This window comes from Rhodospirillum sp. A1_3_36, from assembly GCF_047263945.1.
GTDB lineage: Bacteria > Pseudomonadota > Alphaproteobacteria > Rhodospirillales > Rhodospirillaceae > Rhodospirillum.
The window spans coordinates 75,424-90,188 of the sequence record NZ_JBLAVB010000007.1 but is presented as its reverse complement, the minus strand read 5'-3'; the positions used below and the strand labels follow the sequence as shown (position 1 = coordinate 90,188).

Genomic DNA, 14,765 nt, shown 5'->3' with positions numbered 1-14,765 from the left:
CAAGGGGTTAAAAGAACACAGGGAGGAGTGAAAAATGGCTGACTTTGAAAAAACCCGTCGACTGACCATGGCCCAGGCCGTGGCCCTGTTCCTGTCCCGTCAAAGGACGGTCATTGATGGCGAGACCCTTCCCCTGTTCGGTGGGGTTTGGGCCATCTTCGGCCATGGCAATGTCTCCGGGTTTGGCGAGGCCCTCTATCCCTTGCGGGATGCCCTTCCCACCTTCCGAGCCCACAACGAACAGAGCATGGCCCATGCTGCGGTGGCCTATGCCAAGGCCACCTTCCGGCGCCGCATGATGGCCTGCACGACCTCCATCGGTCCCGGCGCGTTGAATATGGTCACCGCCGCCGCCGTGGCCCATGTGAACCGCCTGCCCCTGCTGCTTTTACCCGGCGATGTCTTTGCCAGCCGGATTCCCGATCCGGTCCTGCAACAGGCAGAGGATTTCGGTGACGGCACGGCAACGGTCAACGACGCCTTCCGCTCGGTCTCCCGCTATTTCGACCGGATCACCCGGCCAGAACAGATCATTCCCGCCCTGCGGCGGGCTATGGCGGTCCTCACCGACCCGGCAGACTGCGGCCCGGTAACCCTGGCGCTCTGCCAGGACGTCCAAGCGGAAGCCTTCGACTATCCGGAGTCCCTCTTCGCGGAAAAGGTCTGGATCCCCCGCCGCCCCCGGGCCGACTCCCTGGAAATCTCCGCAGCGGTAAAGGCCCTGCGATCCGCAGAGAAGCCGGTGATCATCGGTGGGGGTGGCGTGCTCTATTCGGAAGCCGGAGACACCCTGGGCGCCTTCGCCGCAAAACGAGGGATCCCCGTTCTTGAGACCCAGGCCGGGAAATCGGCCCTTCCCGCCTCCCACCCCCTGAACATGGGATCGGTGGGCGTGACCGGCACCTCGGCCTCCAACGATCTGGTGGTCCAGGCCGATGTGGTCCTCGCGGTGGGAAGCCGCCTGCAGGACTTCACTACCGGATCCTGGTCCGTCTTCGAGAACCCGGATATGGCTCTGGTCGCCCTGAACACCCAACCCTTCGACGCCACCAAACGGGCCGCCCTGCCGGTGGTGGCCGATGCCAAGATGGGACTGGAGGAAATCGACGCCGCCCTGGGAGACTGGACCGCGCCGACCGCCTGGAGCGAGGAGGCCAAAGCAGGCAAGGCGCGCTGGATCCAGGCCGCCGACGCCGCCACGGCACCCACCAATGCGGAACGCCCCTCCGACGCCCAGGTCATCGGTGCGGTCCAACGCGCCCTTGGAACGGAGGTCATCGGCCTCTGCGCTGCCGGTGGCCTTCCCGGCGAATTGCACAAGCTATGGCGGGCCGAGATTCCCGGCGGCTATCACCTGGAATACGGCTTCTCCTGCATGGGGTACGAGATCGCGGGCGGTATGGGGGTCAAGATGGCCCAACCCGATAAGGAGGTCGTCGTCATGGTCGGTGACGGATCCTACATGATGCTCAATTCCGAACTGGCGACGGCGGCCATGCTGAACCTGAAGATCACCGTAGTCCTGTTGGACAACCGGGGCTTTGGCTGCATCAACCGACTCCAGATGGCCTGCGGTGGCGCCAACTTCAACAACCTGCTGGAGGACGCCCGCCAGGAAGTCGTTCCAACCATCGATTTCGTCCAACATGCCGCAGCCATGGGCGCGACGGCGGAAAAGGTTTCCTCCGTCGGGGATCTGGAGGCCGCCTTGCTCCGGGCGCGGGAAACGGCAGGCCCCTCCTTCATCCTCATCGACACCCACCCCCTGATCACGACCGAGGCCGGTGGCTTCTGGTGGGACGTGGCCGTGCCCGAAGTCAGCGAGCGAGAGGAGGTGCAAACCGCGCGCGCCGCCTATGTCCTGGGGCGAGCCAAGCAACGGATCGGGTGAGCTCCGTTCCGGCGCCAGAGCGGAATGAGGAAAAGTGTGCGCGGTTTTCCGTCTCATTCCACTCTAATCATATGATTTAGATCAGGTTTATGACAATGTCTCGCGTATTTTGGGCGATTGCCCAAACCCATTTGGGGGCCAATGCCCCCAACCCCCTTTTTTTTTGGCCCGGGGTTGCGTGGAGCGGAAAACCCGATTGATCACACGGATGCCCGAACCGTTTCACTCTAGGGACGGAGCAATCGGATCACGGGCAGAATATCCGACATCTCATCGGGCCGTTCGAAGGCGCTCCGTAAATTCATGCGCGCCACTTCGATATGTTCCATGGCGGCAGCCAAGGCCCGCGTTCCCTCCCGTTGTTCGATGGCGCCCACGATGACGTGGTGTTGGTAATGGGTGATCTGCAGCCAGCGGCGCCCGCTTCCCGTCGAAGCATGCATTGGCAAGGTGGCACTGGCAGACGCGAAAGGCAGGGCATCGTTTACATCAATCGCCCGTTTCAAAGCCTGGTTTCCGCAATACTCCACGACCAACTGATGAAACCGATCATTCATCTCCACGTAGTCCGCATAGCCGTCAATGGTCAGTTCATCGTCGGCCAACGCCCGATCCCCCCGCTCCAGACAGGCATGCAAAGCATCCCGTTGATCCCGGGTCATGCCATTCTCCGCCAACAAGCGAGCAGCCGTTCCCTCCAACACCCCGCGGACCACGATCGCGTCATCCAATTCCCGCCGGGAGAAAGTGCGCATGGCGTAGCCGCCCCCGGGAGAGGCCTCCACCAAACCTTCCTTTTCCAAGGTTGCGAGGGCCAACTTCACCGGCGTGCGCGACGCACCGAGTCGATCGGCGAGGGGAATCTCAGCCAGACGCTCTCCCGGCGCGAACTCCCCCTTCAGGATCAGATCCCGCAATTGCACGAGTATGCGTGATTGTTGGGACCGCATGCTTTCCCCCTTCGGACCATGATGTGTACCGGCAATCATATAACAGGTCTCGCGGACCACACGTTGCATGCAATTCACCAAAATATCCGACTGGAACCGATATCACCCCAGGAACCCAAAAAACAGAATTAGATTTTTTGAATACCTTATACATCTGTATCAAAACGATTTTACGAGAGATAGAGGGTGTTATTTTTTGCCTATAAAGTAACCATATAAAATTTAGTGTTGATAAAGTTATCACGACGGCATGCAATTGAATGCGGATCGGGCAAATTGGGGACGACGGTTAAGCCCGACACACGGCAGCCTTCAAGGAACGCTATCAATGATCAGCCAAAAACAGAATGACCTCTACACGCGTGTCGGCCCCGGGACCCCCGCTGGCACATTGCTGCGGCACTATTGGCAACCGGTTGCCCTGACCGACGAATTCGAGGGCGCCCGTAAAGTCAAAGCCGTCCGCCTCTTCGGCGAAAACTTCGTTCTTTTCCAAGATGAGGACGGGTGCTACGGCCTTCTCGACCGCGATTGCCCGCACCGGGGGGCGGATCTCGCCTTTGGACGACGCGAACAGGGCGGATTGCGGTGCCCCTTCCATGGCTGGCTGTTTGCCGCAGACGGCACCTGTCTGGAGACCCCCGCCGAGCCGATCGGCAGCCAGCTCTGCAAAAACATCCGCCAAAAGGCCTATCCCGTCGAGGTCCATGCGGGCGTGATTTTCGCCTACGTCGGCGCCGACGAACCTCCGGCGTTCCCGGAGCTCGACTGCTTTACCGCCCCGGACAGCCATACCTTCGCCTTCAAGGGCCTGTGGGAGTGCAACTGGCTACAATCCCTTGAGGTGGGCATGGATCCCGCTCACGCCTCTTTCCTGCACCGCTTCTTCGAGGATGATGATCCGGAACAAAGCTATGGCAAACAGTTCCGCTCCACGACCATCGACAGCGACCTGCCCATCACCAAGGTTCTACGGGACTACGACCGCCCGGAGATTTCCGTGGAGACCGTCAAGCATGGGCTGCGCTTGAGCACCCTGCGCCGCATCGACGAGACCCATACGCATGTGCGGATCACGAATATCGTCTTCCCCCAGACCTTCGTCATCCCCATGAGCCCGACCGTGACCATTACCCAGTGGCACGTGCCCGTGGATGACCACAACAATTATTGGTTCACCCTCTTCACCAGCTTCGACGCCCCCGTCGACAAAGCCACCATGCGCGCCCAACGCCTGGAAACCTATCCAGAGCCGGATTACCGCCCGCTGCGAAACAGAGCCAACAACTGGGGGCACGATCTGGAGGAGCAAGCCACCGCCACCTACCTGGGCATGGGCTTCGACATCAACATCCATGACCAATGGGCCTGTGAATCCCAAGGCCCCATCCAGGACCGCACCCGCGAACACCTGGGCACCAGCGACAAGGGCATCATCGCCTACCGACGTCTGCTGGCCGCAGAAATCGCCAAGGCGGAAAAGGGAGAGCCCCCCCTGATGCGCCTATCCGCCGAAGAGGCCCCCACCTACAAGGGCCCTGTCAGCTTTGATGGTGTGGACAGCTCCGGCGATACCGAGACCTATTGGCGCGCCGGAGACGCCAAACGCCGCGCCGCCGCCCCCTGGGGCGGTCCGGTCGAGGCATGACCATGAAGACCCTGGTCGAAAACCATGGCCTTTGGTCCACCGAGCAGGAGGAGGCCGCCCGTCGGCTGGAGGCGGAGATCGGAGCGGGGACCATCGAAGTGGTCCGCTTCCTCTTCGTCGACCAACATGGCCTTCCCCGGGGCAAGGCCCTGGTGGGCCAGGCGGCGGCGAAGGCCCTGCGGCGCGGAGTGACCATGGCCACAACCATGGTCTTGAAGGACACCTCCCACCGCACCGTCTTCCCGGTCTTCACCAGCTCCGGCGCGTTGGAGCTGCCACGGATGCGGGGTGCCGCTGACATGCTGATGGTCGCCGACCCCTCCACTTGGCGGGTTCTGCCCTGGGCGCGCAAAACAGCTTGGGTCCTCTGCGACCTGCATTTTGCCGACGGGACAGCCCTGCCCTATTGCACCCGGGGCGTGGCACGCAAGGCCCTCGGCGATCTGAAGGCGATGGGCTACGACATGGTCGCGGGCCTGGAGGTGGAATTCCACCTGTTCCGGGCCCCGGACCGGGCCATCACCCCCGCCCACACGGGACAACCGGGCACCCCCCCGGACGTGACCCTGTTATCGACCGGCGCCCAATACCTGACGGAAGTCACCTATGACGCGGTGGATCCGATCATGGATAAGCTACGCGCCAATCTGGAGGCCTTGGGTCTCCCCCTGGTGTCCATGGAAGTGGAATTCGGTCCCAGCCAGTTTGAATTCACCTTCGCTCCCACCGTTGGTCTGGATACCTGCGACAACATGGTCATGTTTCGCACCGCCATGAAGGAGGTCTGCCGACGCGAAGGTTTGCATGTCACCTTCATGTGCCGCCCCAAGCTGGAGAACGTCGCGTCCAGTGGCTGGCACTTGCACCAGTCCCTGATTGACGCCAACGGCCGCAACATGTTCATGACCGAAGCCGGAGAAACCCGGACAGGGGGAGAGGACGACCTGTCGGAGATCGGACGCCATTACCTGGGCGGCCTGCTCGCCCATGGTCGGGGCGCGGCCATCATGGGGGCGCCCACGATCAACGCCTACAAACGCTACCGCCCCTATTCCCTGGCACCGGATCGTGTCGTCTGGGGTCGAGATAACCGGGGGGCCATGATCCGCCTGATCGGCGGCCCGGGCGACCCCGCCACCCGCCTGGAGAACCGCGTGGGAGAGCCCGCAGCGAACCCTTACCTCTATTTGGCATCCCAGGCCATTTCCGGACGCGACGGACTCCGCCGGAAGCTGGAGCCGGGACCGGGCGCGGATGTTCCCTATGAAACCGACTGCCCCACTCTCCCCCATTCTCTTCCCGAGGCTGTGGCCGCCCTGCGCGCCGACCCGGTCATCGTGGACGGATTTGGAGAGGGCTTTATCGAGTACTACACCCGGATCAAGGAAGCGGAAATCCGCCGCTTCGAATTGGACGTTACCGAGTGGGAACACCGGGAATATTTCGACCTGTTTTAACGACAAAGTACCCCATCGGGTAGTGCGAGGATCCATGACCGCAGTCACTTTTCTTCTCCACGACGGCTCCCAGAAGACCGTGGACATCGGCGACGGCATGTCCGTCATGCAAGGCGCCATCCTGAACGACATCAAGGGGATCGATGGCGACTGCGGCGGGAGCTGCTCCTGCGCCACCTGTCATGTCTATCTGGAGACGCCGGACATGGCAGGCCTCCCTCCTTTATCCGAAGGGGAGGACGGCTTGCTTGAGGGAGTCGCGGCGGAACGGCTGCCCACCAGCCGCTTGGCCTGCCAGTTGACCGTCTCACCTGCCTTGGCTGGCTTGGTGGTCCGCGTTCCGGACCGGCAGGCCTGACCATGGAAAAAGGCAAGGTTTCCGGCGCCCAGGTCCGGCGTCGGACCAATCCCGGCGGCGAGATCATCCTCCCCGGGGGGGGGGATCCCGCCTGCGGATCCTTTTCCCTGTTCCATGTCCGCGACGCTTGCCTCCGCGCCGTGGACTCGGTGAACGCCACCCAAGATCACATAGTCGCCCGCAAACTGCTGACTCGGGGCGCAACACCCCAGCCCCCTTCTCCCGCAGGGTCCCCCGCCTGGCAGTGGGGCACCAGGGTCAATCCACGCAGAGGTCCCCAATCACGGGGCCATAACCTGGAGATGTAGCATGAGTAAATCCGGTCGCCTTCTCGCGTCATTACTCGTCGGTCTTGGCCTCTCATCCACGGCCCAGGCCGCAGACCCGATCAAAATTGGTGTCATCGCGTCCTATTCCGGCCCCTACGCCGATTATGGCCGTCAGTTTGACATGGGCATGGACATCTACCTGAAGGAGCACGACGGCAAGATCGGCGGCCATCCGGTGGAGATCATTCGTCGCGACGCGCCCGGCGCGGCCCCCGACGTGGCCAAGCGCATGGCCCAGGAATTGGTGGTCAAGGAAAAGGTCAATTTCTTCGCCGGTCTCGATTTCAGCCCCAACGCCTATGCCGTGGGGGCGATCGCCACCCAAGCCAAGATCCCGACCATTGTCATGAATGCGTCCTCCTCGGGCATTCCCACCAAATCCCCTTACGTGGCCCGCGTGTCCTTCACCGTGGAGCAGGTCTCGGCCCCCATGGCCAAATGGGCCTTCAATCAGGGGATCAAATCCGTCTACCTGATTGCCGCCGACTACGGCCCCGGGCACAGCGCAGAAAGCGCCTTTGAAAAGGCCTTCACCGCAGCAGGCGGCACCATCGTGGGCAAGGTGCGCACACCCATGTCCAACCCGGATTTCTCCGCCTATATCCAGCGGGTGAAGGATGAAAAGCCCGAAGCGGTGTTCTTCTTCTTCCCCTCCGGCGTCCTGCCGCCCGCCTTCCTGAAGACCTGGAAGGAGCGCGGCTTGGACGAGGATGGCATCAAACTGATTGCCACGGGCGAGGCCACGGACGACAGCTACCTGGAAGCCACCGGAGATGTGGCCTTGGGCCTGATCACCAGCCACCATTATTCCCGCGCCCATGACTCCGCACTCAACAAGGCTTTCGTCAAGGCGACGAAGGGCTATTACAACGGGGAACTGGCTGCGGGCTACTTCTCCGTCGCCGCCTATGACGGCCTCGCCGCCCTGGACATGGCCTTGCAGAAGACCGGCGGCGACATTGACCCGGACAAGGTCATGGAAGCCCTAAAAGGGCTGAAGTTCGAAAGCCCCCGCGGCCCCATCGAAATCGACGCCGAAACCCGCGACATCATCCAGACCGTTTACATCCGCAAGGTGGAACGGGTAGACGGCGAGTTGGTCAACGTGGAGTTCGACAAGTTCGACGCGGTCAAGGATCCCGGCAAGGAATAACCTTGCCCGTCCACCGGAGGGGTGCCCACCCGGCGCCTCTCCTCCCCTCCCTATCCGTTTTCCACCGAGAGGGTGGCCATGACCATATTATTTGATGGTATCGCCTCTGGGATGCTGTTGTTTCTTATCAGCTCCGGTCTGTCCGTGACCCTGGGGTTGATGAATTTCATCAATCTTGCCCATGGCGCTTTCGCCATGTTGGGCGGTTACGTCTGTGTCTTGGCCCTGAATCGGTTCGGCATTCCCTTTCCCATCGCCGTTCTGGCGGCGACCCTGGCGGCGGCCCTGGTGGGAGCCCTTCTCGAACGCTTCGTCTACCGGCGCCTCTACCGATCCAGTCCCTTGGAGCAAGTGCTGTTCTCCATCGGCCTGATCTTCGTGTCCATGGCCGCCGCCCGCTGGCTGTTCGGCCCCCAACCCCAGCCGGTGCATCTGCCTGACTGGCTGAGCGGCCAGATCAATCTTCCCGGGATCGACATCGGCATTTACCGGGCATTCCTGATCCTTCTCGGGGCCGCCGTCGCCCTGGGCCTGCACCGGGCCATCGGCGTTACCCGCTTTGGGGCGCGGCTGCGGGCCTCCGTCGACAATCCGGAAGTGGCGAGGGGTCTGGGTATCGACGTCGACCGGGTCTTCATCGTGACCTTCGCCATCGGATCCGGTTTGGCGGGCCTGGGCGGAGCCGTCGGTATCCAGATCCTTGGCCTCGAACCCTCCTTCCCCATGCATTACCTCGTCTATTTCCTGATCATCGTCGTGGTCGGGGGCGCGGGCAGCCTGGAAGGGTCGCTGGTGGCATCGCTGGCGATCGGCATCTTCGACGTGGCGGGCAAGTACTATATTCCCGAGGTCGGGTCCTTCATCATTTATACCATCATGGTGGTGATGCTGATCATCCGTCCCCAGGGCATCTTCGGACGGAGAAGCGCATGACCGACACCGGACAAACGGCCCTGTCCCGCCTTCTGGGCCTGAATGGACGGGCGGGATCCGACCTGCGCCGGGCGAGCCGGATCCGGGGTTGGGAGATCCTTTTCTGGACCCTTCCGGTCCTCGGCTGGTTTCTGTTTCCCGAGGACCTGTTCCTTCTCAGCCAGATCGCTATTTTCTCCATTTTCGCCCTCTCCCTGGACATGCTCCTGGGGGTGGCGGGAGTCCTGACCCTGGGCCACGCGGCCTTTCTCGGCCTGGGCGCCTATACGGCGGGAATGGTTCCCGCCTATCTGGGAATTGGCGATCCCCTGGTGGGGCTGGCGGCCTCCGCCGCCCTGGCCGCTGCTGCGGGCGCGCTGACCAGCCCCCTGATCCTGCGCGGCGATGGGCTCTCCCAATTGATGGTCTCCATTGGCATCAATGCCATGCTGTTTGAAGCCGCAAACAAGGCGACCAGCTTCACCGGCGGTGTGGATGGCCTGTCAGGGGTCTTCTTCACTCCCCTCTTCGGCCTCTGGGATTTCGACCTTTGGGGGCGCACCGGCTACGTCTACACCATGGTCCTTCTCTTCCTGGTCTTCCTTATCTGCCGGATGGTGCTGACCAGCCCCTACGGCGTTTCCTTGCGCGCCATCCACCAGAACTCGGCGCGCATGCCCGCCCTGGGCGTTGGGGTCAAGGGCCGGTTGACCATGGTCTGGATCCTGGCCGCAGCCATGGCAGGACTGGCCGGCGGGTTGATGACCCAAGTCACCCAATTTGTATCCCTGAGCACCCTGGGCCTGGACAAGTCTGCCGAAGTCCTCCTGATGCTCATCCTGGGCGGAGCGGGACGGCTTTATGGCGCGATCATTGGGGCCACAGCCTACATGCTCCTCCATCATGCGTTATCAGGACTCGACCCCGAATACTGGCAGCTTTGGATCGGCATCATCTTCATCGGTCTGGTTCTGTTTGTCCGGGGTGGCATCCTGGGGGCCTTGGATCGGATCCTCGGTCTGCGTCACGCAAAGGCGCCAAGCAAGGGAAACAAGGTATGACGGACTTCGCCCTTGAAACCCGGGACTTACGCAAGTCCTTCGGGGCCTTCCTGGCCACTGCGGACGTCTCCCTCAAGGTCCGCCAAGGGGCGCGGCACGCCCTGATCGGCCCCAATGGCGCTGGCAAGACCACCCTGGTCAATTTGCTGACCGGCGTCCTCCGGGCCGATGCCGGAGCGGTACTGCTGGACGGCCAGGACATCACCCATTTGAACCAACACCGTCGGGTCCGCAGGGGACTGTCCCGCACCTTCCAGATCAACCGATTGTTCGCCGATATGACCGTCGAGGACTCTCTGGCCCTTGCCATCGCCGAGCGGAAGGGTCTGGGCTGGCAGTTCTGGAAGCCCCTGAGCCGCTATGGCGAGGTGCTCGACGAGGCAGGCGATTGGCTGCACCGCCTGCGGCTTTCCGACATGGCCCGGGTCACCACCCGAGACCTGGCCTATGGCAAGCAGCGGATCCTGGAACTGGCGCTGGCCCTCGCCAGACGGCCACGGATCCTTCTTTTAGACGAACCGGCGGCGGGCATTCCCACGCGTGAAAGCCGAGAGCTTTTCGATATCCTGGCCCAACTGCCCGAAGACACGACAGTCCTGCTGATCGAACATGACATGGATCTGGTCTTCCGCTTCGCCGATCGCATCTCGGTCCTGGTGAACGGCGCCCTGATCGTGGAAGACAGCCCCGATCAGGTGGCTCGACACCCTTTGGTCAAGCAAGTCTATTTGGGGACGGCGCAAAATGTCTGAGACACTGTTGGTCGTGGATGGCCTGAGCGCGGGCTATGGGGACGCCAAAGTCCTGGAAAACATCTCCCTCACCCTGTCACAAGGGGAAAGCTTGGCCCTACTCGGGCGGAACGGCATGGGCAAGACCACCCTGTTGCGCAGTTTGATGGGGCTGACGCGCGTGACCGAAGGCACCCTGCACCTGGAGGGCAAGGACATCACCGCCATGCCCTCCCACAAGCGCGCGCGGGTGGGCCTGGGCTGGGTGCCCCAGGAGCGGGATATCTTCAAGTCCCTGACCGTGGAGGAAAATCTGACCGCCGTGGCAGAGGGCGGAGATTGGACCTTGGAGCGGGTCTACACCCTGTTCCCCCGGTTGAAAGAGCGGCGGTCCAACAGGGGCAACCAGCTCTCCGGGGGAGAGCAACAAATGCTGTCGATCGCCCGGGCGCTCATGCTCGACCCCAAGGTCCTGTTGCTGGACGAACCCATGGAGGGTCTGGCCCCGCTGATCGTCGAAGCCCTGTTCCTTGTGATTGAGCGCATGATTGAGGACGACGGGATGACCGTTATTCTGGTGGAGCAGCACGCCCACCAAATCCTCCCTCTGACGCGGAGCGCCCTGGTCCTGGAACGGGGCCGCGTCGTGTACAGCGGTGACAGCGGCCCCCTCATCGACGACCCAGCCCTCCTGGAAAGCTGGCTTGGTGTAAACGCCGTCGAGCAAGGTGCTCCCGGCGACAACAACGGCCAGGAGCTGGGGGGAGGGCTTTAGAGCCCAGCCCGAAATAGCTCTCATTATTTCAACAGCTTATCCGTCATTCCCGCGCACGCGGGAATCCAGGGTGGGGACAACTGACCTATGCGTTCGACGAAACAGACGTGCCTTTCACCCACGACAGCGACAACAGCCCTGGATCCCCGTTTTCACGGGGATGACGGAAACCTTTGAAGTCACGGCATGACTTTTGGGTTAACCTCAAATGAACTCTAGAGTAAAACTGGATCAGCTTGAGTCAAGCTGATCCACAGGACACGATAGTGTCTCTTGTTTTTTGGGCGATAGCCCAAGCCCATTTGGGGGCGATGCCCCCACCCCCCCTTTTTCTTTTAAAAATAACAGCCTGGGGTCTGGGGCCTTTCGGCCGGTAAATGCTCGGGGTCTGGGGCCTTTCGGCCCCAGTGGGGGACGGGGCAAAGCCCCGTGACGGGAAAGTATTCCCGGTCGTGTACCGTGGCCATGAAATGGCCCAACTTGATCTCGGAGCACTCTAAACCCTAAGAAACCAAATCAAGGGGCAGATCGGAAATATCGCGCAGACGCTTTCCCTCAACCATCATGTCAAGCAGTTCAAGGGTCTCGTCTCGGCCCTGTTCCACCAATGCGCTCCGAAGCTCGTAGAGGGCAAAATGGTAGACACAATCGATATCCCCCGTCCCCAGGGCCAAGGAAGAAATCCTCCCTGGCAAGGGTTCGCCCGTTATCACGGCAATATGGGGAAGCCTGCCCTTGCGATTCCGCACAAGGTTCAACCCTTCCGAACGCGCATTCTGCGCACGGTCACTTCTCAAGGTCCACTTGCAACTGATGGACGCGTGGAGCGTCGGTAGACTTTGATTGCTTTTCCGAAGACTGGTGTGACGCGCGGTTTCAGCGTCAACCAAATGGGATGTCGCGTTGATGGCTCCATCCTCAAAGGCCTCCCGCCCGATCACGATATCAGGTTTGATCAGATAGTCCGACCCGATGGCCGTGGCGATTTCCCTGTTGGACTTGGCGATGGCCTCTAGTTGGTCCAGGTGAGCGTATTGGTCGAAGCGGGCAATTCCGCCTCCCTTGTGAACGGAGAAGGTACCAGGCCGCAAATGGGAGAGGCGCTCGAAACAAAGGCCAACAAATCCCGCACAGACGCTTTCAAAGTCAGCCCCTGCAGTTTGCCCAGGCAACTTGGGAGCGGTCTTCGCCGGTCCCAATTGATCCAGGATGGAATTCGCCACGGCAATACTGGGCTTGCTGGCCTTGTCCGCGTTACTCGGCATCCCTGCAGCACTCCGCGTCAGGATCCCCCCAAGGACCGTCGCATGGAATTCCGCACGGGCCTGGGTCAACCAAGCGCCCGCCGTCACGCGACAACCTGATAAACGGACTTCTGGGAAAGAGCCTCCGCCAATTTGCGCCCCACGGCCTCCGCAACTGGCGGCGGAAAGGCATTCCCGACCTGACGATAGGCGGCGGTTTTTCGTCCCCCGATCCGCCAATGGTCAGGAAATCCCTGCAACCGGGCCACCATCTGGACCGTCAAACGGGGCATGCCAACAAAATCCCTATCGGGCGCCAAGTCCGCAATTCCCTTGCCGTCAACCCCCAGGCTGGCCCAGGCCTTTTTCGCCCGAGTTGGGCCGAGATCCGGCCCCCCATGTTTTTTTGATCCGCCGACAATCGTTGGGGCGATGTCGTCGGCCAGGGCCGCCCATTTCGCGGCGCCACCCCAGCCCCTTGCGGCCATGAGATCCAAAAGCGTCGCCCCAACCGTCGGCGGAGGCATCCCCTGGGCCACGGGCCAAGAGAACCGATCCGAGAGATCCTTGCGAATGGCGACAATGGCAACACGGGGGCGCAATTGCGGGACGCCAAAGTCAGAAGCATTAAACAGGCGCCAGTCCGATTCATATCCCAACTTGCGCAGCTGCTTCTTCAGCGCCAAGCGATAATCGGAAAAGACAGCGTCCAAAAACCCTCGAACATTCTCGATCATAATCGCCCTAGGGCGCGTTTCATCGACGACCCGCAGCGCTGCGGGGAACAAATTGCGCTCATCCGCGTGTCCAAGCTGTTTTCCGGCAACAGAAAACGGCGGACAGGGCAATCCCCCCGCCAGAAGGTCGATCCCCTTGAAGGCCCGACCATCAAACGCTGTGAGATCCGCCTCGTCTCCCTCAAGCACATTCCACTCTGGACGGTTCAGAGTCAGAGTCTCTCGACAATGCCTGTCGATTTCCACGAGGGCTTGATGATCAAACCCCGCCTGTTCAAGGCCCAAGGCTTGTCCACCGGCTCCTGCGCAGAGCTCCACAGAGGAAAAGACGGATACCATGCGAACTCCCTGCCTTGGTAAAAATATCACCGTCGCGAGCTATCGGTAGCCACAGTACACGACAGTGTCTTGTGTTTTTAGGTGAGTGCCCAAGCCTATTTGGGGGCGATGCCCCCAAACCCCCATTTTTCTTTTAAAAATAACAGCCTGGGGTCTGGGGCCTTAAAGCACCGACTGTCGTGTACCGTGACCGGCAACCCCTCGCGCCACTGTTCCAGACACTGCCGTTTTAGGTCAAGCCAGTTTCCGGGCCAGAACCGCCAACCGGCGAAACGGGCTCTCGCCCTCCATCAGCCGTTGAGGTCCTGCCTTGCGCAAACCTTCGCGGCCAAAGCGTTCGCGGAGACTCGCCTCCAGCCATTCGTCAGCCTGGATCTGTCTCGCTGAAACCAAGCGTCTGCCCTCTTTCAGGTAGGCGGCGTGACCGTCGACCGCATCCACGAGGTCCTCCACGCCCTGCCGTGCCTGAGCCGAGACCATCAGCACCTTTGGGTGCCAATCGCCCTCGCATTCGGCCAGCGAAAGAGCACCCTCCACGTCAGAGCGGGCGCGGCGGGCCTGCTGTTCCATATCTGCTTTGGTCACCACAACCAAATGGGGGATCTCTGCGATTCCCGCCTTCATGAACTGCAAGCTGTCACCGGACCCGGGTTGGACGCAGAAGATCACCGTATCGGCGACCCGAACCACCTCCGTCTCCGACTGCCCCACGCCCACGGTTTCGATCAACACCACGTCGAAGAGGGCGCGCATCAGCACCATCCCCGCCACTGTCAGGGCCGCAAGTCCGCCCAGGTGGTCCCGGGCGGCCATGGAGCGCACGAAGACGCCCCGGTCTTCCGGATCCACCGTGAAGCGGGTCCGGTCCCCCAACAAAGCCCCACCCGAGCGGCGGGAACTGGGATCCACGGCAATCACACCCACAGTCCGCCCTTGCGCCCGCCAGTGGCCGATCAGACCGTTGATCAGGGTCGACTTCCCCACCCCCGGCGGCCCCGTGATACCCACCACATGGGCGCGGGGGGCAGCGTAGGCGGCCGAGAGCAAGGCCACGGAGACCGGCCCATCCGGGTCGGTCTCCAATGACGCCAAAGCCCGGGCGAGGGCGGCTTTCCCCCCGCCCGCGATGGCTGCAAGACGGGCAGTCCCGTCGTCCATGCTCTCTGCCTCGCCCAAGACG

Annotated in this window: 14 protein-coding genes; 10 read left to right on the top strand and 4 right to left on the bottom strand. The window is 61.9% G+C overall.

The features are described from left to right. Nucleotides 1–34 precede the first annotated feature (34 nt). A complete protein-coding gene (gene iolD, locus ACLIRY_RS15845) occupies nt 35–1,891 on the top strand; it encodes a 3D-(3,5/4)-trihydroxycyclohexane-1,2-dione acylhydrolase (decyclizing) (RefSeq protein ID WP_413206389.1) in 1,857 nt (618 codons plus the stop codon). 227 nt (nt 1,892–2,118) lie between these two features. Here iolD and ACLIRY_RS15840 read toward each other — a convergent pair whose 3' ends face one another. Beyond that, nucleotides 2,119–2,841: a GntR family transcriptional regulator gene (locus tag ACLIRY_RS15840; RefSeq protein ID WP_413206388.1), complete on the bottom strand. Its 723-nt coding sequence runs from the start codon at nt 2,839–2,841 to the stop codon at nt 2,119–2,121. A gap of 328 nt (nt 2,842–3,169) precedes the next feature. Here ACLIRY_RS15840 and ACLIRY_RS15835 point away from each other — a divergent pair, with 328 nt between their 5' ends. From ACLIRY_RS15835 to ACLIRY_RS15795, 9 genes are all read left to right on the top strand, one after another. Then, nucleotides 3,170–4,489, top strand: a complete 1,320-nt coding sequence (locus ACLIRY_RS15835) for a Rieske 2Fe-2S domain-containing protein (RefSeq protein ID WP_413206387.1) — start codon at nt 3,170–3,172, stop codon at nt 4,487–4,489. After that, nucleotides 4,486–5,946 (top strand): glutamine synthetase family protein, encoded by a 1,461-nt coding sequence (locus ACLIRY_RS15830; RefSeq protein WP_413206386.1) that lies wholly within the window; start codon nt 4,486–4,488, stop codon nt 5,944–5,946. Before ACLIRY_RS15835 ends, ACLIRY_RS15830 begins: the two co-directional genes overlap by 4 nt. Before the next feature lie 34 nt (nt 5,947–5,980). Beyond that, complete coding sequence (locus ACLIRY_RS15825; protein ID WP_413206385.1) at nt 5,981–6,304, top strand: 2Fe-2S iron-sulfur cluster-binding protein; 324 nt, start codon at nt 5,981–5,983, stop codon at nt 6,302–6,304. Between the two features lie 2 nt (nt 6,305–6,306). Then, a complete protein-coding gene (locus ACLIRY_RS15820; protein WP_413206384.1) occupies nt 6,307–6,612 on the top strand; it encodes an oxidoreductase C-terminal domain-containing protein in 306 nt (101 codons plus the stop codon). A gap of 1 nt (nt 6,613) precedes the next feature. Then, nucleotides 6,614–7,786 carry an ABC transporter substrate-binding protein gene (locus tag ACLIRY_RS15815; protein WP_413206383.1) on the top strand — a complete coding sequence of 391 codons (1,173 nt, stop codon included), beginning with the start codon at nt 6,614–6,616 and terminating at the stop codon, nt 7,784–7,786. A 78-nt stretch (nt 7,787–7,864) separates the two neighbouring features. Further along, entirely contained in the window at nt 7,865–8,719 is an 855-nt protein-coding gene (locus tag ACLIRY_RS15810; RefSeq protein ID WP_413206382.1) for a branched-chain amino acid ABC transporter permease, read from the top strand. Then, nucleotides 8,716–9,759, top strand: a complete 1,044-nt coding sequence (locus ACLIRY_RS15805; protein WP_413206381.1) for a branched-chain amino acid ABC transporter permease — start codon at nt 8,716–8,718, stop codon at nt 9,757–9,759. Before ACLIRY_RS15810 ends, ACLIRY_RS15805 begins: the two co-directional genes overlap by 4 nt. Then, entirely contained in the window at nt 9,756–10,511 is a 756-nt protein-coding gene (locus ACLIRY_RS15800) for an ABC transporter ATP-binding protein (protein ID WP_413206380.1), read from the top strand. Before ACLIRY_RS15805 ends, ACLIRY_RS15800 begins: the two co-directional genes overlap by 4 nt. Continuing rightward, complete coding sequence (locus ACLIRY_RS15795; RefSeq protein WP_413206379.1) at nt 10,504–11,265, top strand: ABC transporter ATP-binding protein; 762 nt, start codon at nt 10,504–10,506, stop codon at nt 11,263–11,265. The genes ACLIRY_RS15800 and ACLIRY_RS15795 overlap by 8 nt, the downstream gene beginning before the upstream one ends. A gap of 503 nt (nt 11,266–11,768) precedes the next feature. Here the strand turns inward: ACLIRY_RS15795 and ACLIRY_RS15790 are convergent. From ACLIRY_RS15790 to meaB, 3 genes are all read right to left on the bottom strand, one after another. Beyond that, nucleotides 11,769–12,617: an NgoMIV family type II restriction endonuclease gene (locus ACLIRY_RS15790; RefSeq protein ID WP_413206378.1), complete on the bottom strand. Its 849-nt coding sequence runs from the start codon at nt 12,615–12,617 to the stop codon at nt 11,769–11,771. Then, the gene (locus ACLIRY_RS15785; RefSeq protein ID WP_413206377.1) at nt 12,614–13,585 is read right to left on the bottom strand and encodes a DNA cytosine methyltransferase; all 972 of its coding nucleotides are present in this window, start codon (nt 13,583–13,585) and stop codon (nt 12,614–12,616) included. The genes ACLIRY_RS15790 and ACLIRY_RS15785 overlap by 4 nt, the downstream gene beginning before the upstream one ends. A 234-nt stretch (nt 13,586–13,819) precedes the next feature. Beyond that, complete coding sequence (gene meaB / locus ACLIRY_RS15780) at nt 13,820–14,743, bottom strand: methylmalonyl Co-A mutase-associated GTPase MeaB (protein ID WP_413206376.1); 924 nt, start codon at nt 14,741–14,743, stop codon at nt 13,820–13,822. Between the last annotated feature and the right edge of the window lie 22 nt (nt 14,744–14,765).